Source organism: Pectobacterium colocasium (assembly GCF_020181655.1).
Taxonomy (GTDB): Bacteria; Pseudomonadota; Gammaproteobacteria; order Enterobacterales; family Enterobacteriaceae; genus Pectobacterium; species Pectobacterium colocasium.
This window is the reverse complement of record NZ_CP084032.1, coordinates 4,289,557-4,314,499: the sequence shown is the minus strand read 5'-3', so window position 1 is coordinate 4,314,499 and position 24,943 is coordinate 4,289,557. Positions and strand designations below refer to the sequence as shown.

General features: G+C 52.1%; 20 protein-coding genes, 1 tRNA gene and 1 riboswitch. Of the genes, 11 read left to right on the top strand and 10 right to left on the bottom strand.

Going from position 1 to position 24,943, the window contains the following annotated elements; all coding sequences use genetic code 11:
- Positions 1–21 precede the first annotated feature (21 nt).
- A complete protein-coding gene (gene lysC, locus LCF41_RS19455) occupies positions 22–1,398 on the bottom strand; it encodes a lysine-sensitive aspartokinase 3 (RefSeq protein WP_225085964.1) in 1,377 nt (458 codons plus the stop codon).
- A 115-nt stretch (positions 1,399–1,513) separates the two neighbouring features.
- Positions 1,514–1,706, bottom strand: a riboswitch (Lysine riboswitch).
- A gap of 201 nt (positions 1,707–1,907) precedes the next feature.
- Between lysC and pgi the strand changes: the two genes are divergently transcribed.
- On the top strand, positions 1,908–3,557 hold the full coding sequence (pgi, locus tag LCF41_RS19450) for a glucose-6-phosphate isomerase (protein WP_225085963.1): 1,650 nt from the start codon (positions 1,908–1,910) through the stop codon (positions 3,555–3,557).
- Between the two features lie 43 nt (positions 3,558–3,600).
- On the top strand, positions 3,601–3,945 hold the full coding sequence (locus LCF41_RS19445; RefSeq protein WP_225085962.1) for a DUF4156 domain-containing protein: 345 nt from the start codon (positions 3,601–3,603) through the stop codon (positions 3,943–3,945).
- A gap of 60 nt (positions 3,946–4,005) precedes the next feature.
- On the opposite strand, the gene epmB is transcribed toward LCF41_RS19445, so the two are convergent.
- On the bottom strand, positions 4,006–5,058 hold the full coding sequence (epmB, locus tag LCF41_RS19440; RefSeq protein ID WP_225085961.1) for an EF-P beta-lysylation protein EpmB: 1,053 nt from the start codon (positions 5,056–5,058) through the stop codon (positions 4,006–4,008).
- A gap of 41 nt (positions 5,059–5,099) precedes the next feature.
- Here epmB and efp point away from each other — a divergent pair, with 41 nt between their 5' ends.
- The 3 genes from efp (at position 5,100) to LCF41_RS19425 (ending at position 6,447) form a co-directional block, all read left to right on the top strand.
- Entirely contained in the window at positions 5,100–5,666 is a 567-nt protein-coding gene (efp, locus tag LCF41_RS19435; protein ID WP_180742814.1) for an elongation factor P, read from the top strand.
- Between the two features lie 182 nt (positions 5,667–5,848).
- On the top strand, positions 5,849–5,980 hold the full coding sequence (locus LCF41_RS19430) for an entericidin A/B family lipoprotein (RefSeq protein WP_005972977.1): 132 nt from the start codon (positions 5,849–5,851) through the stop codon (positions 5,978–5,980).
- Between the two features lie 113 nt (positions 5,981–6,093).
- On the top strand, positions 6,094–6,447 hold the full coding sequence (locus LCF41_RS19425) for a DMT family protein (protein ID WP_015841889.1): 354 nt from the start codon (positions 6,094–6,096) through the stop codon (positions 6,445–6,447).
- Positions 6,448–6,492: 45 nt separating this feature from the next.
- On the opposite strand, the gene LCF41_RS19420 is transcribed toward LCF41_RS19425, so the two are convergent.
- From LCF41_RS19420 to frdA, 5 genes are all read right to left on the bottom strand, one after another.
- On the bottom strand, positions 6,493–7,077 hold the full coding sequence (locus LCF41_RS19420) for a lipocalin family protein (RefSeq protein WP_225085960.1): 585 nt from the start codon (positions 7,075–7,077) through the stop codon (positions 6,493–6,495).
- Positions 7,078–7,198: 121 nt separating this feature from the next.
- Positions 7,199–7,555: a fumarate reductase subunit FrdD gene (frdD, locus tag LCF41_RS19415; RefSeq protein ID WP_005972985.1), complete on the bottom strand. Its 357-nt coding sequence runs from the start codon at positions 7,553–7,555 to the stop codon at positions 7,199–7,201.
- Between the two features lie 14 nt (positions 7,556–7,569).
- A complete protein-coding gene (gene frdC / locus LCF41_RS19410) occupies positions 7,570–7,965 on the bottom strand; it encodes a fumarate reductase subunit FrdC (protein ID WP_182101166.1) in 396 nt (131 codons plus the stop codon).
- A gap of 13 nt (positions 7,966–7,978) precedes the next feature.
- The gene (locus LCF41_RS19405) at positions 7,979–8,716 is read right to left on the bottom strand and encodes a succinate dehydrogenase/fumarate reductase iron-sulfur subunit (RefSeq protein ID WP_225085959.1); all 738 of its coding nucleotides are present in this window, start codon (positions 8,714–8,716) and stop codon (positions 7,979–7,981) included.
- Positions 8,709–10,505, bottom strand: coding sequence for a fumarate reductase (quinol) flavoprotein subunit (frdA, locus tag LCF41_RS19400; RefSeq protein ID WP_180742811.1), 1,797 nt, complete (start codon positions 10,503–10,505; stop codon positions 8,709–8,711). The genes LCF41_RS19405 and frdA overlap by 8 nt, the downstream gene beginning before the upstream one ends.
- 473 nt (positions 10,506–10,978) lie before the next feature.
- Here frdA and epmA point away from each other — a divergent pair, with 473 nt between their 5' ends.
- On the top strand, positions 10,979–11,956 hold the full coding sequence (gene epmA, locus LCF41_RS19395) for an elongation factor P--(R)-beta-lysine ligase (protein ID WP_225085958.1): 978 nt from the start codon (positions 10,979–10,981) through the stop codon (positions 11,954–11,956).
- 51 nt (positions 11,957–12,007) lie between these two features.
- Here epmA and mscM read toward each other — a convergent pair whose 3' ends face one another.
- The 3 genes from mscM to rsgA all read right to left on the bottom strand — a co-directional run bounded on the left by mscM (position 12,008) and on the right by rsgA (position 17,611).
- Positions 12,008–15,331, bottom strand: a complete 3,324-nt coding sequence (mscM, locus tag LCF41_RS19390; RefSeq protein ID WP_225085957.1) for a miniconductance mechanosensitive channel MscM — start codon at positions 15,329–15,331, stop codon at positions 12,008–12,010.
- A gap of 57 nt (positions 15,332–15,388) precedes the next feature.
- Entirely contained in the window at positions 15,389–16,417 is a 1,029-nt protein-coding gene (gene asd, locus LCF41_RS19385) for an archaetidylserine decarboxylase (protein WP_225085956.1), read from the bottom strand.
- A 144-nt stretch (positions 16,418–16,561) separates the two neighbouring features.
- The gene (rsgA, locus tag LCF41_RS19380; RefSeq protein ID WP_225085955.1) at positions 16,562–17,611 is read right to left on the bottom strand and encodes a small ribosomal subunit biogenesis GTPase RsgA; all 1,050 of its coding nucleotides are present in this window, start codon (positions 17,609–17,611) and stop codon (positions 16,562–16,564) included.
- Between the two features lie 305 nt (positions 17,612–17,916).
- On the opposite strand from rsgA, the gene orn reads away from it, so the two are divergent.
- The 5 genes from orn to LCF41_RS19355 all read left to right on the top strand — a co-directional run bounded on the left by orn (position 17,917) and on the right by LCF41_RS19355 (position 24,747).
- Positions 17,917–18,459: an oligoribonuclease gene (gene orn, locus LCF41_RS19375; RefSeq protein WP_225085954.1), complete on the top strand. Its 543-nt coding sequence runs from the start codon at positions 17,917–17,919 to the stop codon at positions 18,457–18,459.
- Between the two features lie 244 nt (positions 18,460–18,703).
- Positions 18,704–18,779 (top strand) — tRNA-Gly (locus tag LCF41_RS19370).
- Between the two features lie 228 nt (positions 18,780–19,007).
- A complete protein-coding gene (locus tag LCF41_RS19365; protein ID WP_225085953.1) occupies positions 19,008–20,816 on the top strand; it encodes a tyrosine-type recombinase/integrase in 1,809 nt (602 codons plus the stop codon).
- Between the two features lie 157 nt (positions 20,817–20,973).
- Positions 20,974–23,223 carry a KAP family P-loop NTPase fold protein gene (locus tag LCF41_RS19360; RefSeq protein ID WP_225085952.1) on the top strand — a complete coding sequence of 750 codons (2,250 nt, stop codon included), beginning with the start codon at positions 20,974–20,976 and terminating at the stop codon, positions 23,221–23,223.
- A gap of 294 nt (positions 23,224–23,517) precedes the next feature.
- On the top strand, positions 23,518–24,747 hold the full coding sequence (locus LCF41_RS19355; RefSeq protein ID WP_225085951.1) for a hypothetical protein: 1,230 nt from the start codon (positions 23,518–23,520) through the stop codon (positions 24,745–24,747).
- Positions 24,748–24,943: the final 196 nt, after the last annotated feature.

Sequence of the window (24,943 nt, the reverse complement as noted above, 5' to 3'; positions counted from 1 at the left end):
GACCGACTACGCGTCGTTAATTTACTCGAACAGGCTGCGGTGCAGCGTCTGTACCACGCGTTCGGCGTCGTCGCCAGGAACCAGGAAGCACAGGTTGTTGCTGCTGGCACCGTAACAGATCAGGCGAATGCGGAAAGGTTCCAGTACGCCAAACACTTCTTTCCCGACGCCACAGGCCTGAGACAGCTTGTTGCCGATCAGCGCGACCAGCGACAGATTCTCTTCAACCTCGACACGACACAGTGATGACAGCTCGGTCAGCAGGGCGCTGGACAGCAGGCTGTCGCCCGTTGAGGTGGAGCCAGTTGTGTCGAGCGTCAGCGCGACGTTGACTTCTGATGTGGTGATCAGGTCAACGGAGATGTTGTGACGTGCCAGAATACTGAACACTTCGGCCAGGAAGCCGCGTGCGTGCAGCATGTTCAGGCTATACAGCGTGAGCAGCGTTTGTTTACGACGTAGCGCCAGCGCGCGGAACAGCGGCGGGTTTTCGGTTTTATTGCACACCAGCGTACCGCCAGCGGCCGGATCTTTACTGGAGCCGACGAACACCGGAATATCGCTACGTACCGCAGGCAGCAGCGTGGCCGGGTGCAGGACTTTCGCGCCAAATGTCGCCATTTCGGCCGCTTCTTCAAACATGATTTGGTCGATGCGTTTTGCTGTCGGCACCACGCGAGGATCGGTGGTGTAGATGCCAGGCACATCAGTCCAGATGTCAATTCGGCTGACGTTGAGCGCCTCGCCCAGCAGCGCCGCCGTATAATCGCTACCGCCACGACCTAATGTGGTCGTGCGGCCTTTTGCTTCACTACCGATGAAGCCTTGTGTGATCACCAGACCTTGCTCAAGACGCGGTTGCAACTGGCTACGCGTCAGTTCGCCCAGCACGTCACAGTCCGGCTGTGCACGACCAAAGTTGTCGTCGGTACGCATGATTTTGCGCACATCGAACCACTCTGCCACCACATCGCGCTGGCGCAGAATTTCGACAAACAGCAGGGTAGACATCAGTTCGCCGTGGCTGACCAGTTCATCGGTCAGGGCGTTCGATGTGGCAAGCGCCGCCGCTTCAGACAGCGTGGTGACGCTGTCCAGCATGCGGTCAATCTCATCGCGAATGACGCTCTGGTTGGTGAGTTTGTCGATGATGGCGTATTGGATCTGGCTGATTTTCGCCAGATTCTCTGCGCGCGCTTCCGGTGCTAATCCTTCTGCGAGTGCGACCAGTAAATTGGTGATACCCGCCGATGCCGACAGCACCACAACGCGTACATTGGGATTAGATAACACCACATCGGCGCTGCGATTCATGGCGTCAAAATCCGCCACGCTGGTGCCGCCAAATTTGGCAATAACGGTAGAGTTCGCGTTTGCGGAGACTTCAGTTGCAGACATGTCAAAAAACCTCGTGTCAGGGGGTAAGCTGTTTTCAGTCAACAGCATTCCATTAATCAGCCTTGGCACAGGGGGAGAGCAGAAGTAGGGGGCAGGCGTAGAAAATCGCTACGATACACCCAGAAGCGCTCCACCTTGCTGAACGTCCATCAGGACGAATCCGGTGACAACCCAGAGGATTCAGCCTCTGTAGTCGATAGGGTGAAAGCCGTATTTCACCGCATCTCGGCGTCGCTCCCCCTCGGATATCATCAGTGGATTACGGTTCCTCCGATACCTTACCTGGGCGACGCGCCTCTTCTGGCTTGCACACCGAGTGTGCAAGTACGGTGTTACAAATAACGGGTTATGCGGTTTCTGTCAATAAACAATCTGTCAGTAAACGACAAGCTGTCAGTAAACCACAGGGCATAAACCGCTTTTAGCAAGAAAAGGGATCTCAATCGGGATTTTAAGGGATACAATCGATTCAGTCACTTTGAACTCATGCTTAGAGAGAAAGTCGCATTATGAAAAATATCAATCCAAGCCAAACTGCCGCCTGGCAGGCATTACAAACCCATTTTGACGCGATGAAAGAGGTGCAAATCAGCGAGCTGTTTGCACAGGATAGCGATCGTTTCGCGCATTTTTCCGCTACGTTCGACGATCAGATGCTGGTGGATTACTCCAAAAACCGCATTACAGCGGAAACGATGGAAAAATTGCACGCGCTGGCGCGGGAAACCGACCTGTCTGCGGCGATTCAGTCCATGTTTGCCGGCGAGAAAATCAACCGCACGGAAGACCGCGCCGTTCTGCACGTTGCCCTGCGCAATCGCAGCAACACGCCGATTCTGGTGGATGGCAAGGATGTGATGCCGGAAGTCAACGCGGTGCTGGCGAAGATGAAAGATTTCAGCGAACGCGTGATCGGCGGTGAGTGGAAAGGCTATACCGGCAAAACGATCACCGATGTGGTGAACATCGGTATCGGCGGTTCCGATCTGGGCCCGTTCATGGTAACCGAGGCGCTGAAGCCGTATAAAAACCACCTCAACATGCACTTTGTCTCTAACGTTGACGGCACGCATATTGCTGAAACGTTGAAGCCGCTGAACCCAGAAACCACGCTGTTCCTCGTGGCGTCTAAAACCTTTACCACGCAGGAAACCATGACCAACGCGCACAGCGCTCGCGACTGGTTCCTGAACACGGCGCAGGACGAGAAGCACGTTGCCAAACACTTTGCCGCGCTGTCAACTAACGCGAAAGCCGTCGGCGAATTTGGTATTGATACCAACAACATGTTCGAATTCTGGGACTGGGTGGGCGGACGTTACTCCCTGTGGTCGGCGATTGGGCTGTCGATCATCCTCTCTCTGGGCTTTGAAAATTTTGAAAAACTGCTCAGCGGCGCGCACGCGATGGATAAGCACTTTGCTTCCACGCCCGCGGAGAAAAACCTGCCCGTGCTGCTGGCGCTGATCGGCATTTGGTACAACAATTTCTTCGGTGCTGAAACCGAAGCGATTCTGCCGTATGACCAATACATGCACCGTTTCGCGGCCTATTTCCAGCAGGGAAATATGGAATCTAACGGAAAGTATGTCGATCGCAACGGCAATCCGGTGGATTACCAGACTGGGCCGATTATCTGGGGCGAACCGGGCACGAATGGCCAGCATGCGTTCTACCAGCTGATCCATCAGGGCACCAAACTGGTTCCGTGTGATTTCATTGCGCCAGCAATTAGTCATAACCCATTGAGCGATCACCATAGCAAGCTGCTGTCGAACTTCTTTGCACAGACGGAAGCATTGGCGTTTGGTAAGAGCCGCGACGTGGTGGAAGCGGAATTTGCTGCGGCCGGCAAAAGTGCTAAAGACGTGGAACACGTGGCGCCGTTTAAAGTATTTGAAGGCAACCGCCCGACCAACTCTATCCTGCTGCGCGAAATCACCCCGTACAGTCTGGGGGCGTTGATTGCGCTGTATGAGCACAAGATCTTTACTCAGGGCGCGATCCTGAACATCTTCACGTTCGATCAATGGGGCGTGGAGTTAGGTAAACAACTGGCGAACCGTATTCTGCCAGAGCTGGAAAATGACAGTCAGATCGACAGCCATGACAGCTCCACTAACGGGCTGATCAACCGTTTCAAGGCGTGGCGTAACTAATCGGGCCTGTGCCCTTTGGTTTTTCAATCGCAAGGAGGAAGACATGCAGGTTCGTATTTTGTTGGGGCTATCAGCAGCAGTGTTGCTGGCAGGGTGCAGCAGTACCAGTCAAGTCAGCGCCGCTGGTCAGGCCGTGACGTTCACGGATACCAAGCCAGGAAGCGAATGTCAGCTGTTGGGGCAGGCCAGCGGTAGCCAGTCTAACTGGTTGGCAGGCAACCATAGCGACGGCAGTTCTATGCGCGGTGCGGCAAACGATCTGCGTAATAAGGCGGCGGCGATGGGGGGCAATACGGTCTATGGCGCAACCAGTCCGAGTGAGACCTTCTGGTCAAGCTTTGCGCCGCTGGACAGCAAAATGAACGGCAGCGTCTACAAATGCCCTTAAGCTAAAGAAAAACCCGGTGAGAGTGACATGTTGCTCTCACCGCTTTTCCTAACGTATTGCTCAACCGACTATCCCAGTGTCGTCCTGATGCTGCTTCATTCCTAAATCCAGCGGCGTTTTGCTGGCTTCCCCGCCGATTTCCCGCGCCAGACGCGGCACCAAATAGCCGGATACCTGTTTCATGAGCGCTTTGACCAAGACGCGCGCCTCGTTGTCATCCACCAGAAAATGCGCGGCACCCTGAACCTTGTCCAGCACATGCAGGTAATAAGGCAGAATGCCGGCGTCAAATAAGGCATTGCTGAGCCGGGCGAGCGTTTCTGCGCTGTCATTCACCCCGCGTAGCAGCACGCTTTGGTTGAGCAGCGTCACGCCAGCGCGGCGCAAACGCGCCATACTTTGTGTTAAATCAGGATCAATTTCCTGCGGATGATTAATATGCGTCACCAGAAGCACCTGAAGCGAACTGCGGGACAGGCGATCGCACAGCGCGTCGGTGATGCGGGCAGGGATCACTACCGGCAAACGGCTGTGAATGCGCAGGCGTTTCAGATGTGGGATAGCTTCCAGTTCGGTGATCAGCCAGTCCAGCTCGTGGTCTTTGGCCATCAGCGGGTCGCCGCCGGAAAAAATGATTTCATCCAGTTCGGGATGCTGACGGATATAATCCAGTGCCTGACGCCAGTTGGCCTTATTGCCCTGATTATCCTGATACGGGAAATGGCGGCGGAAGCAGTAACGACAGTTCACCGCGCAGCCGCCTTTCACCAGCAATAACGCGCGGTTGTGATATTTGTGCAGCAACCCCGGCACGACGCTGTGTTGCTCATCAAGTGGATCGTGGGTGAAGCCTGGCGTGGCAATAAACTCCTCACGCGCGGTCAATACCTGTCGCAGCAACGGGTCGTCAGGATTGCCTTTTTGCATCCGTGCAGCGAATGCGCGTGGTACTCGCAGAGCAAAAAGCCTGCGTGCATCGTTACCTTGTCGGAGTTTAGCGTGATCGTTCAGTGCCAAAAGTTGCAGTAATTCATCAGGATCGGTAATTACGTCTGCAAGTTGCTGCAACCAATCTTCTCTGGAAGGTATATTTAGGGTTACAATGTGTGCCATTTTTTTGGCTTCGTACCAGTATTAAATTGTAGAGGGCCTTTATGGCGACTTATTCTAGCAACGATTTTCGTTCCGGTCTTAAAATCATGTTCGAAGGCGAGCCGTATGCCATCGAATCCAGTGAATTTGTGAAGCCGGGTAAAGGCCAGGCTTTTGCTCGTGTAAAAATGCGTCGCCTGTTGACGGGCTCTCGCGTTGAAAAAACCTTCAAATCTACCGATTCTGCAGAAGGCGCAGATGTTGTAGATACCAACATGAACTACCTGTACAACGACGGTGAGTTCTACCACTTCATGCACCCTGAGACGTTTGAACAGCATCAGGTTGAAGAGAAGACCGTTGGTGATTCTGCAAAATGGCTGCAGGACAACGCTGAATGTATCGTTACCCTGTGGGATGGTCGTCCTATCGCGGTTCAGCCGCCGAACTTCATCGAAGCTGAAATCACCGATACCGATCCAGGCCTGAAAGGCGATACCGCAGGAACAGGTGGTAAGCCTGCTACGCTGAGCACTGGCGCGGTCGTTAAAGTGCCATTGTTCGTACAGATCGGCGAAGTGGTCAGAGTTGACACGCGTTCTGGTGAGTACGTTTCACGCGTTAAGTAATGTATCTGAAAAGGCCGCCTTTCTGGAAGGGCGGCTTTTTTGATCCCGTAGCCTCATTGAAATCACCTTCTTGCTTTTCCCCTCATCCGAAAAAATCCCCACAAGAATTAAAATTGGCTACGCTTAAAAAGCAGTCACTTTCGTACCGTTGAAATCCTACTCTCATAAAGAAGGAACCGAGTATGTTGAAGAAAGCGTTTGTTGCCATTTTCTCTCTGGTTATTCTCTCTGCGGTGGTTGGGTGTAATACCACCCGAGGGGTTGGACAAGATGTTGAGGCGGGTGGGAAGGCTATTCAGCGCAGCGCCCAATAATCAACATAGGAAATAAGTCGTAATAACTTTTCCGAGTGGAAGAAAATGCCGTTTGTGGTGTTTTCTTCCCCGCGGCGAGATAATGTGAAAGTGGATCACTCGGAGAAGTAATAATGTCGCCTATTTTCATTACTGTCGGCATGCTGACATTGAGTAATATATTTATGACGTTTGCCTGGTACGGGCATTTACGCTATTTCAGCGGCCGTACCTGGATAATTGCCGCGTTGGTCAGTTGGGGGATTGCGTTATTCGAATACCTCTTGCAGGTGCCGGCAAATCGGATTGGCTATCAGGTTGCTTCTGCCGGTCAATTGAAGATATTGCAGGAAGTGATCAGCCTTTCCGTATTTATCCCTTTCTCAATGATCATTTTAAAAGAACCGTTCCGCACCGATTATATTTGGGCGGGGCTGTGCCTGCTGGGCGCGGTTTTCTTTATGTTCCGCGATAAGATTATGGGATAGGGATAACGTACCGGTTATCCCATTGTTGCGCCCAATACGCTTAGATTACTGATTAACCCAGATAAGCGCTTCTGTCGGGAAGCCGTAGCGTTTGGCTATGGCGACCAGTTTGTCGCGTGTCGCGGCATCCAGCGTTGGCGTGCGTGAGAGTATCCACAGGTAGTCACGGTTTGGCCCGCAAATCAGGGCATAGCGGTAATCGTCATCCAGCTCAATAATGTTGTAACCGCCATAAAATGGCCCGAAGAACGACACTTTTAGCGCGCCACGCTGAGGCGAACCTGTGAAGTAGGCTTTCCCGGTACTTTCTTTCCATTCCTGTTTTTCGACGTTAAAACCACGGTTGATTACTTTGATGCCGCCATCATCCCGTGGGCTGTAGGTTGCTGTCACGCGTTCCAGATGGCGTTCAAAGCGATGGTCGAGACGAGCGATCTCGTACCATGTGCCGAGGTAGCGATTGACGTTAAAATTTTCCACGACGGTGACGTTATCGGGCGGCGTTACGCTACAGGCGACAGAAAAGAGTGCCACCAGCGTGGCAATGCAGGCTTTTCCGCAGCGCCTGATGGTGAGTAACAGAGGTTTGAAGAAAAGTGTGTTAAAGCGAATCGAGTTAAAGTGCATCATATTGACGTCTCATCGTTTTCATCTCTGTTCCAGTGTAGACGATGGGGCGTGCAGGTGCGGAAATAAAACGGCCTGCGACGATGTCGTGCAGGCCGTGAGGTACCAATTTACGGTGTGAGCTTTACAGCGTGACGACGCCGATGACGGTCACCACGGTTAGGATTGCCGCCAGACCGTAGAATACCCATTTTCCGGCAGGAACGTGGATTTTCAGGTCATGCATCGCGTGGTGGATGCGGTGTAAGCCACACCAGAGCGGAAGCACAATCATCAGCAGCAAAAAGACGCGGCCGATAAAGCTCTGGCTGAACGCGGCGATGCGCTCATAGGTTAGCGCATCCGGGAACAGCCCCAGAGGCAGCATCACGCCGACCAGCAGGATAATCACCGGGGCGAAGAACGCGCTCCACATCCCACCGGCGCCGAACAGGCCCCAGAAAGGCGGTTCGTCAGAACGTTTTGGCGTTGGGTTAATCACGTTATTTCTCCTGTTCAGAATAGTAAGGCGATCGCCAGAACGGCTACGGTTACCACCACGGTGACAGCCCACAGCCCTTTAATGAGTGGCTCTGGCCCCATTTTTTCATCTTTAACGATGATGATGCTGGCCTTCGGTGCCAGTTCAAACCAGGTTTTGGTGTGCAGCACGGCGGCCAGTAGTGCAACGATGTTAATCAGCAGCACCAGTGGGTTTTGCAGGAAGCTGACGAAATGTGCCCAGCCTTCCGGCCCGTTCTTCAGTGCGAAGACGCCGCACATCAGTACGATGCTGAACCAGACGGCGGGGACAGCCGTCCCCTCACGCAGCATATAAAAGCGGTAGAACCCCAGTTTTTTCCACCAGGTCGGCGACATATCGCGAACATACGCTTTACGTTTAGATGTCATCATTGTCCCTCCCTTATTGTGGTTTCAGCATAGCGATCATGAAGTCTTTCGCGCTCTCGACTTTGCCTTGCTGGATAGCAGCGGCTGGGTCGACATGCTTCGGACACACTTCTGAGCAGTAGCCCACAAACGTACAGCTCCACACGCCGTTATTACCGTTCAACTGCGGCATACGTTCTTTCTTGCCGCGATCGCGGTTGTCCAGGTTATAACGGTGCGCCAGCGTAATCGCCGCCGGGCCGATGAACTCAGGGTTCAGGCCAAACTGCGGGCATGCCGCGTAGCACAAACCACAGTTAATACAGCCGGAGAATTGGTGATACTTCGCCATTTGCGCCGGAGTCTGCTTGTTCGGGCCATCAGCTGGTTTACGATCGTTGCCGATGATATACGGCTTGATGGCTTCCAGACTCTCGATGAAGTGGGTCATATCGACCACTAAATCGCGCTCGATGGGGAAGTTGCCCAGCGCTTCGACCTTCAGACCCTTCGTGTAGTCACGCAGGAACGTTTTACAGGCCAATTTAGGGACGTTGTTCACCATCATGCCGCAGGAGCCACAGATCGCCATACGGCAGGACCAGCGATAGGAGAGGTCCGGTGCCAGGTTATCTTTGATATAACCCAACGCATCCAGCAGGGAAGTCTGCGTGTTGTACGGGACATCGAACGTTTCAAAATAGGGTTCATTGTCCTGTTCAGGGTTATAGCGCATGACTTCCATTTTCAGGGTTTTGATCGTCTCAGCCATTCGCCTGCTCCTTCTTGCTGCCTTCCTGCGCATCACCTTCTGCACCGTATACGCGTTTGGCCGGTGGAAGTTTGGTAATCTTCACATCGCTGTACTCCAGACGAGGTGCGCCTTCCGGGTTATAGAACGCCAGCGTATGCTTCAGGAAGTTAACGTCATCACGCTCGGTGCAACCTTCATCCAGACGCTGGTGCGCGCCGCGAGACTCTTTACGGTTGATCGCCGAGTGCGCCATACATTCCGCCACATCCAAGCTGTGACCCAGCTCAACGGTGTACAGCAGGTCGGTGTTGAACACGCTGGAGCGGTCGGTGATTTTCACGCGTTTGAAGCGCTCTTTCAGCTCAGCAATCTTATCGACGGTTTTCTGCATCAGATCGGTGGTGCGGTAAATACCACAGCCTTCTTCCATCGACATGCCCATTTCGTCGCGGATTTTCGCCCAGCTTTCGGTGCCTTCCTGATTCATCAGGTCGTGCAGGCGCTGTTCGATGTCACGCGTTTGTGCATCCAGCGCCGCACCGTTGGCGGGTGCTGCTGCCTGTGCGCGCTGTACGGCATGTTCACCCGCAACGCGCCCGAAGACCACCAGTTCGGCCAGCGAGTTGGAACCCAGACGGTTCGCGCCGTGCAAGCCAACAGAGGAACATTCGCCGACGGCGAAGAGACCCTTGATGCGGGTTTCGCAGTTTTGATCGGTTTCAATACCGCCCATGGTGTAGTGCGCAGTAGGACGAATAGGAATTGGCTCTTTCACCGGATCGACGCCAACATAGGCTTTTGCCAGTTCGCAGATGAACGGCAAGCGTTCCAGAAGCTTCTTCTCGCCGAGGTGGCGCAAGTCGAGGTAAACCACGTCGCCCAACGGGGTTGAGACGGTGCGGCCTGCGCGCCATTCGTGCCAGAACGCCTGCGAGACTTTATCGCGTGGCCCCAGCTCCATGTATTTGTTTTTCGGCTGGCCGAGCGGCGTTTCCGGGCCCATGCCGTAGTCTTGCAGGTAACGGTAGCCGTCTTTGTTGACCATGATGCCGCCTTCGCCGCGACAGCCTTCAGTCATCAGGATACCGGAACCGGGCAGACCGGTCGGGTGATACTGAACGAATTCCATATCACGCAGCGGGACGCCGTGGCGGAACGCCATGCCCATGCCGTCGCCGGTGACGATGCCGCCGTTGGTGTTGTACCGGTACACGCGACCTGCGCCGCCTGTTGCCAGTACCACGGCATTCGCGCGGATCTGAACCAGCGAACCTTCCATCATATTGATGGCAACAAGACCGCGCGCCTGGCCGTCATCGACCAGAACGTCGAGGACAAAGTGCTCGTCAAAACGTTGGATTTGTGGATATTTAAGGGACGTTTGGAACAGCGTGTGCAGCATGTGGAAGCCGGTCTTATCGGCGGCAAACCAGGTGCGTTCGATCTTCATCCCGCCAAAGCGGCGAACGTTGACAGAACCATCCGGTTTACGGCTCCAGGGGCAGCCCCACTGTTCCAGTTGAATCATCTCTTCCGGGCAGTGTTTGACGAAGTGCTCAACCACGTCTTGTTCACACAGCCAGTCGCCACCGGAGACGGTGTCGTTGAAGTGATAATCGAAACTATCGTGTTCCTGAGTCACTGCTGCTGACCCACCTTCTGCCGCCACGGTATGGCTACGCATTGGGTAGACTTTTGAGATCAGCGCAATTTTCAGTTGAGGGTTGGCTTCTGCGGCAGCAATTGCCGCTCGTAGGCCAGCACCTCCGGCCCCGATAATGGCCAAATCGGCATTAAAGGTTTGCAATGCATTCCTCCAGTTACTTAAGTTAATTAAGTTAAAATAAAAAAATAATATCTATTCATTTCTGTCTTTATATCCGAGCTTAATATCAAACCCGCTGAAAATTATGTGATAGAGGTATAAAGAATAGATAAACCTATAATTTTTGTGTGGGAATAATTATACCGAATTATAGGTAGATGAAATTTGATGTGATCCCGTATTTTGTCGTTTTTTCAGCGAATCTCGTATTTATTGATAAAAACGTGATCGAAAGACTTATTTAGGTGGAAATGATGCTTTTATTTCTTTAATAACCCTTTTGAAGGGGATATAAGAAAATGATCCACTGGAGATAATTTACGGCTGCTATCCTGAGCGCACCCTCTTAAAGGGTAGAGCATACCTTGCTGAAAAGCGCGTCAGGCTTTTTTCCGCTGGAAATTTGGGCTGAGGCGGGTAGACTGCACGCCCTGTTTGACTTTGGAGTAAGAACCATGAGCGAGACGACAAGTTGGCAACCTAGTGCTTCTGTCGCTAATTTGTTGAAACGGGCGTCGATCATTGCCGCTATCCGGCGCTTCTTCACCGATCGTGGTGTACTGGAGGTCGAAACGCCTGCGATGAGCCAGGCTACGGTAACGGATATTTTCTTATACCCGTTCCAGACCCGTTTCGTTGGCCCCGGCGCTGCGGATGGCATGACGCTGTATTTGATGACCAGCCCGGAATACCACATGAAACGTCTGCTGGCTGCTGGCAGCGGACCGATCTTTCAGCTGTGCCGCAGTTTCCGCAATGAAGAGTCAGGCCGACACCACAACCCTGAATTCACCATGCTGGAATGGTATCGCCCTCACTATGATATGTACCGCCTGATGAATGAGGTCGATGATCTGTTGCAGCAGGTACTGGATTGTGAAAGCGCGGAGATGCTCTCGTATCAGCAGGCATTTCTACGCCATCTGGAAATCGACCCGTTGTCTGTCGACAAAGCGCAGCTGCGCGAAGCGGCAGAAAAAATCGGATTGGGTGATATCGCTTGCCGCGAAGACGATCGCGATTCGCTGGTACAGATGCTGTTTACCTTTGGCGTGGAGCCGCACATCGGGCGCGACAAACCGGCGTTTGTCTACCATTTCCCGGCCACTCAGTCTTCGTTGGCTGAGATCAGCTCGGAAGATCATCGCGTCGCCGAGCGTTTTGAGGTCTATTTCAAGGGGATCGAGCTGGCGAACGGCTTCCGTGAATTGACCGACGCCGATGAGCAGCGTCAGCGCTTTGAGCAGGACAACCGTAAGCGTGCCGCACGTGATTTGCCACAGCAGCCGATTGATGAAAATCTGCTGGCGGCGTTGAAACACGGTCTGCCGGAGTGTGCAGGTGTTGCGTTAGGCGTGGATCGTTTGATCATGCTGGCGCTAAATGCCGAGAAGTTGAGTGACGTGATTGCGTTCTCTGTAGAACGCGCGTAACCCATCTGATCCAGGGCGGAGCCATATCTGGCTGCCGCCCATTTGCCCTTCTTATAAGCTGCCTGGCGTCCGCTGCCGTGGCGTCAGCGTTCTTCCACTGCGCGACAGATTGTCCATTCTCACCTGGAACGGTGGGAAAGGGAGATCCAGATTGTGCTTGCGATAGTTTTCCAGAATCAACTGATGCAACTCATGGCGCAGCGGCATACGGTGCCCCATTTCGGCGGCGAACACGCGCAGCTCGAAAATCTGAATCCCCTGTTGCAGGTCAACCAGAAAGGCTTCTGGCTCTGGCGTATCCAGAATCAACGAACAGCGCTTCACCGCATCCATAAGCAGTTCCGTGACTTCCTGGCTGTTTGCGTCCGCCGGGGCAGGCACCGTCAGCACGACACGTGTGACGGAATCCGACAGCGACCAGTTGATAAACTGCTCGGTAATAAATGCCTTGTTTGGCACGATGATTTCTTTGCGGTCCCAGTCGGAAATGGTGGTGGCGCGGGTATTAATACGCATGACGCTACCGGTGAGATCGCGGATCGTAACGGTATCGCCGATACGGATCGGTTTCTCAAACAGGATGATCAGGCCAGAGATGAAGTTGGCGAAGATCTCCTGCAAGCCGAACCCGAGTCCCACACCTAGTGCGGCCACCAGCCATTGCAGCTTCGACCATTCGATCCCGATCAGCGAGAACCCCATCAGACAGCCGATCAGCATCAAAATATATTTGCTGATGGTGGTAATGGCATAGCCGCTGCCCGGCGACAGATCCAGGTGCTGTAGGATCGCCAGCTCCAGCAGCGCAGGCAGGTTACGCACCAGTTGTGCGGTAATAATAAAGATCAGAATGGCGATCAGCACCGATCCCAGCGTAATCGCCTGAACGCTCTCCACGCCTTTGACCGTGCTGGAAACATCCCACAGGCTGATATTTTCCAGAAAGGCGAAGGCAGAATGAATTTCCGACCACAGCGCGATAACGGAAACCAGCGCGATCAGCGTTAGAATGGATCGCACCAGTTGCAGGGATTTGGCGCTGATGGCGTCAAGATCGACGACAGGCTCTTCCACCGCTTCCGAACTGCTTTCATGGGACGACGCAGACGGCGCGTCTTCTTCACCTTTGGCACGCTGCGCCAGAATTTCCGAACGTCGCTGTTTGGCACGGTCAAAGGCGATACGGCGTCGCTGAATCAGCATCCAACGGCGAATAATGTGGTAGACCACCAACAGGAAGAACCAGATAGAGACGGAGGTTTCCAGACGTGCCAGCAGCGCCTGTGCGGTTGCCAGATAGCCGATGCAGGAGGCTAGCGCAGCGATGAGCGGCATGGCGATCAGGATATTCCACATCGCACGGTTAACGGAATTTTCCCCAGAACCTTCTTTATCCAGATACAGCGGGATACCAGCGCGTTTTAACCCGGTCGTGACCAGACTCAACGCCATACAGAGCAGGATGAAACAGAGCCGCCCCAGCGTGCTGGAAAACTCGCGATCGTTGAGCTTATCGAACGTAATCAGCGCCATAATCAGCGGCACGATAAAGGCGATGGAAAGGCGATAGTAGCGCATCGCTCTGGCGACGCGTTCCGGCGACCAGCGAAAGTGGACAATAAACAGCCCCTGCGGGTGCGCGAATGAGGCGCTGATCATCACCAGCCACATCAACGGCACGGTGGCGGTCACGCTGTCGCCGATGGCGACGGCAATCGGATAAGGCCAGGCGTTTTGCAGCCCGTAGCCCAGCGCGGCCCAGAGCACCGGCAGCGGCAGGGCAGTAAGGATGGACCAGAACACGGTACGCAGTGTCAGCATAAAGTGATCGAGCGTGACTTTACCGACGCGACTGCTGGCGCGCTCCATAAACGCATGATAGTGACGACGGGAGCTGATACTGAAGCCCACCAGCAGCAGTGCGCCCAGCAGCGGCAGAACGGTTTCCTGACTGGTGACCATCATCACCAGCGCGCTACCCAACTGCGTCAGCGTATCCAGAGACAGCAGACGCGTCAGATCCTGCACCAGTTTGAGCGGATAGGCGAACGTCACAGGATCGACATCCGCCACCCAGAACAGATCGCGATGGGCCGCTTCCCGTGTTTCGGTTAGCGCATCCGCCAGCTGGTTATTGGCGACTTTGAGCTTGGTCAGTTCCAGTATCTGTGAGTCACAGCCGGAGATCAGTGAAGTCAGCAGGTCGCGCTGGGTACGCATTTGGTCGGTCAGAATCCGCTGTTGTGCGCTGGTCAGCGGATCGCCGTTATCCTGCTTGGCATTATCAAGATCCTGCGGTTTGTTGATCAGGTCTTCAAAGTGCAGCCGCTGTACGCGCAGCTGCGCCATGTCGCTATCCAGCAACTGAGGTTTGGGCATTTCCGGCAGACGCGCGATTTGCGCCCGTAGCGTTTCTCCCAATATCGGTGAAACGCCGAGCCACTGTGCCTGCTCGCGGATGGTACTCAGCGCCTGACGGACCTGAATGGTGTGCGTGGCAGCCTGACGCTGTTGAGAGGCGATCAGATCCATCCGTTGCGCCTGTTGGTTCAGCGCGACGGAGAGCTCGCGGTTTACCTGTAACTGTTTGCTGATGACGCTGGGCAAATCACCACTTTGTTCCGCGAGAAGCTCTGTGCGCTCTAATGCCTGCTCGGCTTCGCGCTGGCGTAGGTTATTGAGCCTGCTGCGTAAATCCTGTTGCAGCAGATCCAGCCTGTCGTGGCGCTTTTTATACAGCTCGACGCGCAGCCGGGATAGCTCCTGACGATTGCTGGCTGACAGCTGTGCCAGCTCCAGTTCGTCCACCCGGCTTTTGCGTAGCGCGGATTCCGCCTGAAGCGCGACGAGCTGCGCTTGCCCCAGCGGCGTAGCGGGCGTACCGAGAGACTGAATGCGGCGTTCCGCATCGCTTTGCATACGGCTGGCTTCGGTTTGCTGCTGCGGAAGTTGACTGAGCGAATCGCCGATTTCACGCAGTCGATCCTGTTCCTGTTGGAGTTGGCGGGCCTGTTCCAGCAGTTGGCTGCTTGTTTGCAGCAGTTGCTGTTCAAGATCGTTGCTGGAGAGTCCCTCGGGAATCGACGAAGGTTTGCTGTCTTCGGCGTTAAGCTGGCGACGGAGTTCCTGAACCAGCTTGGGGAAATCATCAATAACGCGCTGATATTGTGTGGCGCGTTCCAGCGCCTCTTTACGATCCTGTAGGGTGTTCAGCGCAGCCTGATATTCCTCAACGACTTTTGCCTGATCGGCTGCACCTTTATTGGCCTCCGCCTGCTGTAGCTGCTGGCGTAGCTGCGCCTCATTGGGCGCGGTGGCAGCCAACGTGGCAGTTGATAATAAACATCCCAGAAGAAAAGTCAGAATCAGACGCACGTTAGCTACCCTTTATTACAAACAACACGCTTACAAGCGACTAAAGCCGGACGCTATTTACGGCGCGTCGGGCTTGTGGCCCGTCTGGCCGGACGCGTCAATCGCAGTATTTTGTCCCTCAGCCTGAGCAGGCTCAGGCGTTGCAACGACAGGCGACGGTGCGGCGTCGTTTGCTGCCAGTTCGGTTCCTTCCGGGAAGATGACAGGCGTTGGTTCATCCTGACTGACTTCGGCAAACGGTTCACCCACACGGGTCACGCTCAGGGTGTTTAGATGAGCGGCAAACTGGAGATTGTTGCCTGCGGCAAACAGGTTAATCACCGTTGAGCCCAGCTTGAAGCGGCCCATTTCCTCGCCTTTCGCCAGTACGACGGCACCTTCTTCACCCGCCTGCGGGTAAGTCCAACGCTTGATGATGCCTTCACGTGGTGGCGTCACCACACCGGACCACACGGTTTCGATGCTGCCGACAATGGTCGCACCGACCAGAATTTGTGCCAATGGCCCGAATTCAGTATCGAACAGGCAAATGACGCGTTCGTTACGCGCAAACAGATTCGGCACGTTATCGGCCGTCAGCAGATTGACGGAGAACAGATCGCCCGGCACATAAATCATCTCGCGCAGCACGCCGTCACATGGCATGTGGAGGCGGTGATAATCACGCGGTGAAAGATAAATGGTGGCAAACAGACCGTCGCGGAACAAATCGGCCATTATATAGTTACCGGCCAGCAGCGCTTCCAGCGTGTAGTCGTGCTTCTTCGCCTGAATCAGCTTGCCGTCGGTAATGGGGCCAAATTGCGACAGTACGCCGTCAGCAGGCTGCACCAGACGGTGCGCATGGGGATCGACAGGGCGAATGCCCGGACGCAGAGGGCGAACGAAAAATTCGTTAAACGTGCGATAGGATGCGGTATCCGGCTGCTGCGCTTCCTGCATGTTGACATTGTATTGGCGGACAAACAGATCGATCACCAGCTTGGTGAGTTTTCCCGCACGCTTATTGGCTCCCCAGCCAGCTAAGCGGGTCAGCCAGATCTTGGGAAGCCAATACTGTAATTTGATTTTGATATTATCCAGCACGGTGAGCCTCTTGGATTAATAGTGCGCCATAAAATAAGCTGTCTGGGAAACACATCTGACGTTGTCAGCGGTAGCCCAGAAAGAGAGTCAGCGAATTCGTTAACTCTCAAAGGGGGCGCATTGTAACGATGGTCATGATAAATGTCAGTTATCTGTATCTGAAAAGCCTTTACGCGTTTTTACTTGTGCCATGCTTTCCAGAATACGGTGATAGTTATCATAGCGCTCTACGGCAATCTCTCCGCGCTCCAGTGCGGCGTTAATGGCGCAGCCCGGATCGTTTTCATGTTTACAGTCGCGGAACTTACACGAACCGATGTATTTGCGTAGCTCGATGAAACCACGCGTAACCTGTTCGGGTTCCAGATGCCACAGACCAAATTCGCGCACGCCCGGTGAGTCGATGACGTCGCCGCCGTGCGGGAAATGGTAAAGTCGGGAGGCGGTGGTTGTGTGCTGTCCCAATCCTGAGGTATCGGAAACCTCATTCACCAGAATCCGTTCTTCATCCAGTGCGAGCAGCGCGTTAAGCAGGCTGGATTTCCCTACGCCTGATTGTCCGGCGAAAATACTAATACGGTCGGTGAGCGCCTGTTCCAGCTCAGGGATACCTTGTTGAGTGTGGCTGGACACCATCAGCACGCGATAGTTGAGCGCGCGGTAGATATCCATCAATTTATCAACAAACTGGCGGGATTCGTCATCCAGCAGATCAATTTTGTTCAGTACGATCAGCGGTTCGATCTCCAGCGTTTCGCAGGCGACCAGATAGCGATCGATAATGTTCAGCGACAGTTCAGGCAAGATCGCGGAGACGATCACGATCTGATCGATATTGGCGGCGATCGGCTTAATGCCATCGTAATAGTCAGGACGTGTCAGGACGGAATGACGGGGGTGAACGGCTTCCACGATCCCGCTGATGCCAGCGAGTGATTCATGGCCGGGGCGCCAGACGACGCGGTCGCCAGTCACCAGCGATGAAATGGTCCGACGAATGTTGCAGCGGTGCACCACGCCATCGGTGGCTTCGACATCGGCGTGCATACCGAATCGGCTGATGATAATGCCTTCCTGCGCATCGCCCAGTTGGCTATCTTCCCATTCGACTTTGCTTTCCGTTTTTTTCAGGCGACGCTGATGGTTTGCGCTAACCCGACGCTGCTGACCTTTCGACAGTTTCTTTTTGCTCACTGAGCCTCACTTAATAAGATTTATCGTTCGCGGCAGCGCCTTATCGCCCCACCCGTCATACTTCAAGCTGCATGTACGTTGGCTCCTTCGTTCACCTCAGTCACTTACTGGTGTAAGCTCCTGAGGATTTACTACGTCGCCGCCTTCCTGCAACTCGAATTATTTAGGGTGTATAATACACCCTATTTGATTTTAATTAACTGATACCACCTTGTCGGTATCAGCACTGGGGCGGATACTGTTATCCTTGTATCGATGACAGGGCACAAGGCAACAGTAACACCCACGCAACAGGAACACCCACGATGGTAGATGAAAATAATCTGATCTGGATCGATCTCGAAATGACCGGCCTGAACCCGGATCGCGATCGTATCATTGAGATCGCAACGCTGGTGACGGATGCTAATCTGAACGTGTTGGCTGAAGGGCCGGTACTGGCGGTGCACCAGCCGGATAGCCAATTAGCGCTGATGGATGATTGGAATGTGCGTACGCACGGCGCCAGTGGCCTGACGGATCGCGTCAAAGCCAGCACCACGGATGAACGTGCTGCCGAGCTGGAAACGCTGGCGTTTCTACAAAAATGGGTGCCAGCGGGTAAATCGCCGATCTGTGGCAATAGCATTGGGCAGGATCGCCGCTTCCTGTTCCGCTATATGCCGGAGTTGGAAGCTTACTTTCACTACCGCTATCTGGATGTCAGCACGCTCAAAGAGCTGGCGCGACGCTGGAAGCCGGAAGTTCTGACAGGCTTTAAGAAGCAGGGCACGCATCAGGCGATGGACGATATTCGCGAATCCCTGGCGGAACTGGCTTATTACCGTGAGAATTTTCTGCGGTTGTAGATGAAGCAATCCGGGTAGGGCGTGATGTGCCGCGAACAGCTGCTATTTACGCCACAATTCTACGCAACACGTCTGTTTTGTCAGCGAGTGTCTGTTTTATCAACATATTGTTTTTTTTATCAGCAGTCAGACAATTTTTCATTTTTTGGGGCTTGCGGTTAAACGGATTTCTCGTATAATGCGCACCCCATAACGATGAAGAATTTCAATTAAAGAACTTCAACATCGTGTGAAGATTTCCCGGGCGGGAATAGCTCAGTTGGTAGAGCACGACCTTGCCAAGGTCGGGGTCGCGAGTTCGAGTCTCGTTTCCCGCTCCAATTTGTGATCTGTAGACTGCTACTGAAGTCTGCAAGTCGTTGAAAATAGGACCTTCGGGTCCTTTTTTCGTTCCAGCGAAGTCTACTGGAATCCGTCTACATCCACGCTTTTTTAGTCCATTTTTTAGTCCATAAAAAACGGGTGCGTGGGGTTCCGTATTCTTGCTGGGTCGGAGCGAGCCATGGGTCGAGGATCTAGCCTAACTCTTCAAGTTAGGAGCTGGAACTATGGCACTATCAGACATGGCGGTTCGTCAAGCCAGGGCAACAGGCAAGGCCTATACACTTGGCGACATCGATGGTCTCTCATTGGCTGTGACCGACATGGGCGGTCGGTCTTGGCACTTTCGCTATTCTTGGGCTGGCAAGCAGAAACGTATGTCCTTGGGGACTTACCCTGAGGTCGGTTTGCGTGAAGCGCGAACGCTGCGCGATCAGGCTCGTGCCCTGCTTGCCAAGGGCATCAATCCCAAGCTCGATCGTAAGCATAACCGGCAGTTTGTACGACTTGCCGACGAGCACACATTCAAGGCTGTGTTTCTTCAATGGGTTGAGCATCGAAAGTTAGAGCTCAAAGAGGGGCGCAACAGCACCTTGTCGCAAATCCTGCGTATCTTTGAGCGTGATGTGCTGCCAAGCCTGAGTAAGCTATCTATCTACGACGTTCGTCGTGCCGACTTGCTGAACGTGCTCTCCAAGATTGAGCAGCGTGAGGCGTTCACCACCGCAGAGAAAGTACGCTCCTGGCTCAATCAACTGTTTCGCTTTGCGCAGGTGAAAGTCGAAAGACTGGAGAGCAATCCGGCATCCGACTTGGATGTGGTTGCTGTTCCTGCTCCACCTGTTGTTCACAATCCGTTCCTGCGTTTACCTGAGCTACCCGAACTTCTGCAGAAAGTGCGACGTTATCGTGGGTCGATCACGACGCAACTCGGAATCCGTTTGTTGCTGCTGACGGGAGTGCGTACAGGTGAGCTACGGTTGGCGACTCCGGAGCAGTTCGACTTGGAACAAGGGCTGTGGATTATTCCTCCGGAAGTGGTCAAGCAGTTGCAGACTGATATGCGCAAGAAAGGTAAACGACCCCAGGATATTCCCTCCTATATCGTACCGTTGTCTATTCAGACGATTGAGATCGTTCGATACCTGCTCGAAGAGGTTAGGCCAGCACAACGATATCTTTTCTCGCATCGTAGCGATCTGAAAAAGCGCATCAGCGAGAACACGTTGAACGGTGCCCTCAAGCGTATGGGTTATCAGGATTTGCTCACTGGTCACGGCATCCGTGGCACGATCTCCACTGCACTCAACGAAGTGGGCTACCCCAAAGTTTGGGTGGACGCCCAGCTTTCGCATTGCGATCCCAACCAGGTGAGCGCAGCTTACAACCATGCTCTCTACGTCGAGCCCCGGCGCAAGATGATGCAGGACTGGGCGGACCGGTTGGACTTGCTGGAGCAGGGAGAAGTAGAAGCGGCCAGTCAGCATCTGACTATTCGCATTGATGGTGTGCCTGTTCTGGATGAAAGCAATGGGGCAGATGTAATGCCGAAAGACGTGTCACCCGTTATTGGTGGCATTACGCCCCACCGCTTGTCTGCTGTGCCGGCACGCCCTGTGCCTGAACCTGTCATTGAAATCCCTGTTTCTGACCTGCAGCGTGAGCGGATGGAAATGCTTGCAGCTTATGAAGCACCGCTCAACTTGCCAGTCGTTCAGTTTGCCAAGCTGGCTGGAAAATCCAAGGATCAGATTAATCGAGAAATCAAGGCGGGTAAGTTGTTGACAATCAGCCTTGGGAACCGTGGGCAGAGGGTGCCTGAATGGCAGTTGGTGCCGATGAAACTCAAGCTGACGCAGGTGATGATGAAGCATCTTTCGCATGCTGAAGGATGGGATGTATATCGTTTGTTGAGCAATCCTCATCCTGAGCTGGAAGGTTGTGCAGCAGTTGATATTATTAAGCCCACTAATATGAGCAGTGTTGTGCAGGTTTTACTGTCATTACAAGCATTCGAGGCTGAGCAAAAAGAGTGACGAGATTTATGGCTGATAAATTTTGTGTTTCTCATAAAAAACTACGCCTGATGATCTCAAAGAATGAGGGTGCGTCGAGCTTTTGGATAGACTAGCGTTTGGCCTGTTTTTTTAATCGAGATTGTCGATATATTCTACATCCTAGGAGAAAAGAAGAATGATGAAGAGGATTCGTAAGTTTTTTAGGCACCGAAGTTCGGCGGATACATCACCTGTCAGTGAGTCCATTACCGATAAAGAGGAAAATATTGAAGATGATGGCCACTACCTTTCTGATGAACCAATAATTTCTAAAGAGCAAGACCGTTTCGGTCGTGCTCTTTTTGCCAACAGGATTGCTGAGACAATTGCCAAAAGCCGAGATCCTTCCAGTCTCGTGATCGGCCTTTTTGGCCCTTGGGGAGATGGTAAAACTTCCGTATTGAAAATGATGGAGGAGTCGCTTGCTATACATGAGAGAGTAGTGACTATACGGTTCAATCCTTGGCATTTTCCGAACGAGGATGCACTTCTGAGAGGATTCTTCGCTACATTGGCAGATGCACTGGGCCAAGAGCCAGCTTTCAAAGAAAAAGCAGCTAAGCTTCTGGAGTCATACGGAGGGATTCTATCGCTCGTTTCGGTCGCTCTGCCAGGCGTGGAAATTAATCCTGGTGAAGCGGCAAAGAGTATTGGCGAGTCACTATCTAAGGTATCTCTCGATCAGTTAAAGGATCAAATTGATACCTTGCTAGGCCAGAGTGGAAAACGACTAGTCATTCTTATTGATGATATTGATCGGTTGGATAAAGATGAAACTAATGCCATTTTTAAGCTGGTAAAACTCTCGGCAAGTTTTAAACACACCAGCTATGTGCTGGCTTTTGATGATGAAGTGGTTGCTGCAGCGTTAGGTGAGCGATATGGCGCAGGAGGAAAAGAAGCAGGACGTGCGTTTCTTGAGAAAATTATTCAAGTGCCCTTGCACCTTCCTCCCGTTGATCGGGTAAGCCTGCGTCAGATCGCTTTTGAAGGCGTGCAATATGCTCTGAATCAAGCAGAGATAAGTCTAAATCAGAGTCAGGTTGATATGTTTTCACGCCATTTTGTGGATACACTCGAACCCAAATTAAAGACTCCAAGGATTGCAAAGCTTTACACGAATGCGCTGATGTTTGCGCTACCTCTTGTGAAGGATGAAGTGAATATTTCCGAGTTCATGCTGATTGAAGGAATGCGGGTACTTTACCCAAAGCTATATGCTGCTATTCGCGACAATTCTGAGATATTCCTGAAAGGTGAATCTCGTGAATCTAGGGGGGGCCTTGAGCGACCATCTTCCACTATTGATAAGCTGCTAGAAGATACGATGCCGATGTCGGACTTGGAGGAACGCAGGCGAATGCGAGAGCTGTTGCTTAAGGCATTGTTTCCTCGAACCGGAACCTCCATGTACGGTGATGCGTGGGAGGATGAATGGACTGGCGAGCAGCGTATTTGTTCTGCCCGATATTTTGCGCGCTACTTTGTTTATGGGGTGCCTGAGGGAGATATATCGGATAGCCAGCTTGGTGTTTTGATAGAGGCACTTGCCTCAGTCGATCCAGATGAGCAACGTCGCCTTTTAAGTGTATATCCCATGCGAACTATGCCCCAGTTAGTCCAGGCATTGCGAGATCGAGCGGACTCTATCGATGAAGATTCTGCTTTGCCAGTTGCAGTTGCTATTGCAAGGAATGGCGATCTTCTTCCTCGTGAGCGAGGCATTAATGTGATTGGCGGTACTATTATGCAAGCTGGAATATTGATATATCAGCTAATGAGGCGCATTCCTATTGCAAGAAGGCAGACTGCAGTTGAATCAGTGATTTTGGCAGCGTTCCCGCTAAAAATGGGAAGTGAGTGCATTCGATGGCTTGCACACTCGAAAGATAGAAGTGAGGAGCGCCGCGTGCTCCCAGACGAAGCAAATGACGTTATTTATAAATTTTTTGCTGATCGTATATATGAAGCAGACATTGATATGCCAATATTTGAGCAGGCTGGGAAGGATGCGCCTCACATTTATTGGCACTGGCAAAAAGGGCGAAATAAGGCGGAAATAGAAAGCCGATTATGTGCGGTATTCGATGCTGAGCCTGCTCGGGTTGATGAATTCTTGGAGAGCTATATCGGTGAGGCATGGATAGTAGATAGTGGTTTACCGGTTCGCGCAGACATGATGCGTGAGACTTATGATGCTATCGCACTATTGATTTCACCGGACTATATCGCAGCAAACTTGCGTTCGCGATATGGAACAGAGCTTGATAATCCTCAGTATCATTATGGCGGTGAATCAGCACTGCTGACTGCTCATCAGTTTATGTTTATACACCAGCAGACTTTAACCGAGCAGGGTTCTCAACCTGAAAATGATTTAGCCTAGGAGTGAAGGGAGCTAGAGGGAGATGACCGTAACCTCCCCTCCCTTGAGGTAGGCTTGTCATTTTTTAATCAGTTGGTTTCTTCGAAAATTTGTAGTGCCTGAAATCGGTAAAAGATAAAGATCTATTTCAGAATGCCCTATGTAAATATTTTTTAGTTAGTGGTTTTATTGTTTTTTGTGGAATTTTTTTATTTCATAAAATTGGTTTGTTTTAATCTTGTCATAATTGTCTTTTATGTAATAAAAACCAAGTTTGCCTGTTAGGTTGGCCAGTAAGAACGGATGAGGAATCCTATGCGAACTGAATTAAGGGATGACGAATTTTCGGAAATCTATACGGAATTTACTGCGCTTTTTCCTGAAAAGCCTTGGATTAAGCGTGTGTCTAATCTACAGCATCAGATCAATGAAATGCCGATCATACAGTCCCTTCTGTGGAAGCAGAATGTTTTGGCATACGGCTTGGCAGCTTTTGATTCTCATGGAAAATCTTCTGACCATGAAGTATGGTGCGCTATCAAGCAGGCAATGATATTTGCCTCGCAGATAGTAAAAATTTGTAGAGAAAGCTCTCCTGAAAATGCTCGAAATTTGTGTAGACGGGTGTCGCATGCGCTTAATAAGCCAGATGGTGCACGTGGCCTGCGATTCGAACTGATGGTTGCGACTCACCTCAGCAGAAAAGGCTGTGGTATTACCTGGATGGAAGAACATAGTGGCGAAGAAACCTTTGACATCCTTGCAACGATTTCGGGTGTAGCATCAGTTGAGATTGAGTGCAAAAGTTTATCGGTTGATAAAGGTGAGCCATTAACAGAGGGGGGGTTTTACGAGTTAATAAATTGCCTTATGCCTCTGATCGAGCCAAAGCTTCCAGAGTTGGGATACTATCTCTACGGTATTTCTTTCACTTTAAATGAAAAAGTTCCTGTGATGGCGTCAGAGCGAGCGCAACTCGCTTCTAAATTAGTGGAGGCTGTCGGTGCTGGAAATACAGAGCTGGAAGGAGTTTGTACAATCAACCTACAATTGGGTTGTCTCCCATCGACCGAGCATGAGTTCACTCGAGATGAATTAGGTATTTTTGCAAATGACCTGCTTGGTTATGGTGCGGGGTACCGCTTAATTAAAAACTTGGGTGACCAAGGTTATCTTGCTATAGACGTAAAAAGTCTTGTGCCGAGTAAATTTGATTCAGCGCTGAGTAAAGTTGCTAAGCATGCTGTTCGTAAACAAATGACGGGAAACCGACCTGGATGTCTCGTCATTCAAGTTGAACGGCATTCCAGGTTAACCCTGGATGCATTTGCTGGGGATGAACGCAATTTACTAGCCCATCTCGCTACGAAGCTTCTATGCACCCCAGAGTACTCACATCTCGCCGCAGTGGTTTTTGTGAGTGCCTCATCGTTGGAGAGAATAAGTGGAAGCTCCGAAACTCAGCAAAGCAGAACATATGTTTTTGAGAGCGAATCAGAACAACACCAAAAGTTGGGACTTGGTCGGATTTTTGGTGTTGAGTGATAATTCAAAAATTTCCAGTGCTAAAGTGTATTAGCTCAAATTTGAGCCAGCTCTTAGTGGCTTAGGTAATGCTTAAGCTGATAGGTGGGTTTTTTATTAATAGTAGGTGTGTGTAATATTATACGCTTATCGATAGGGTTTTAGGTTGATCATGATTTTCTGAAATGTAAAATACAGTATGGGTAAATTAATGTTT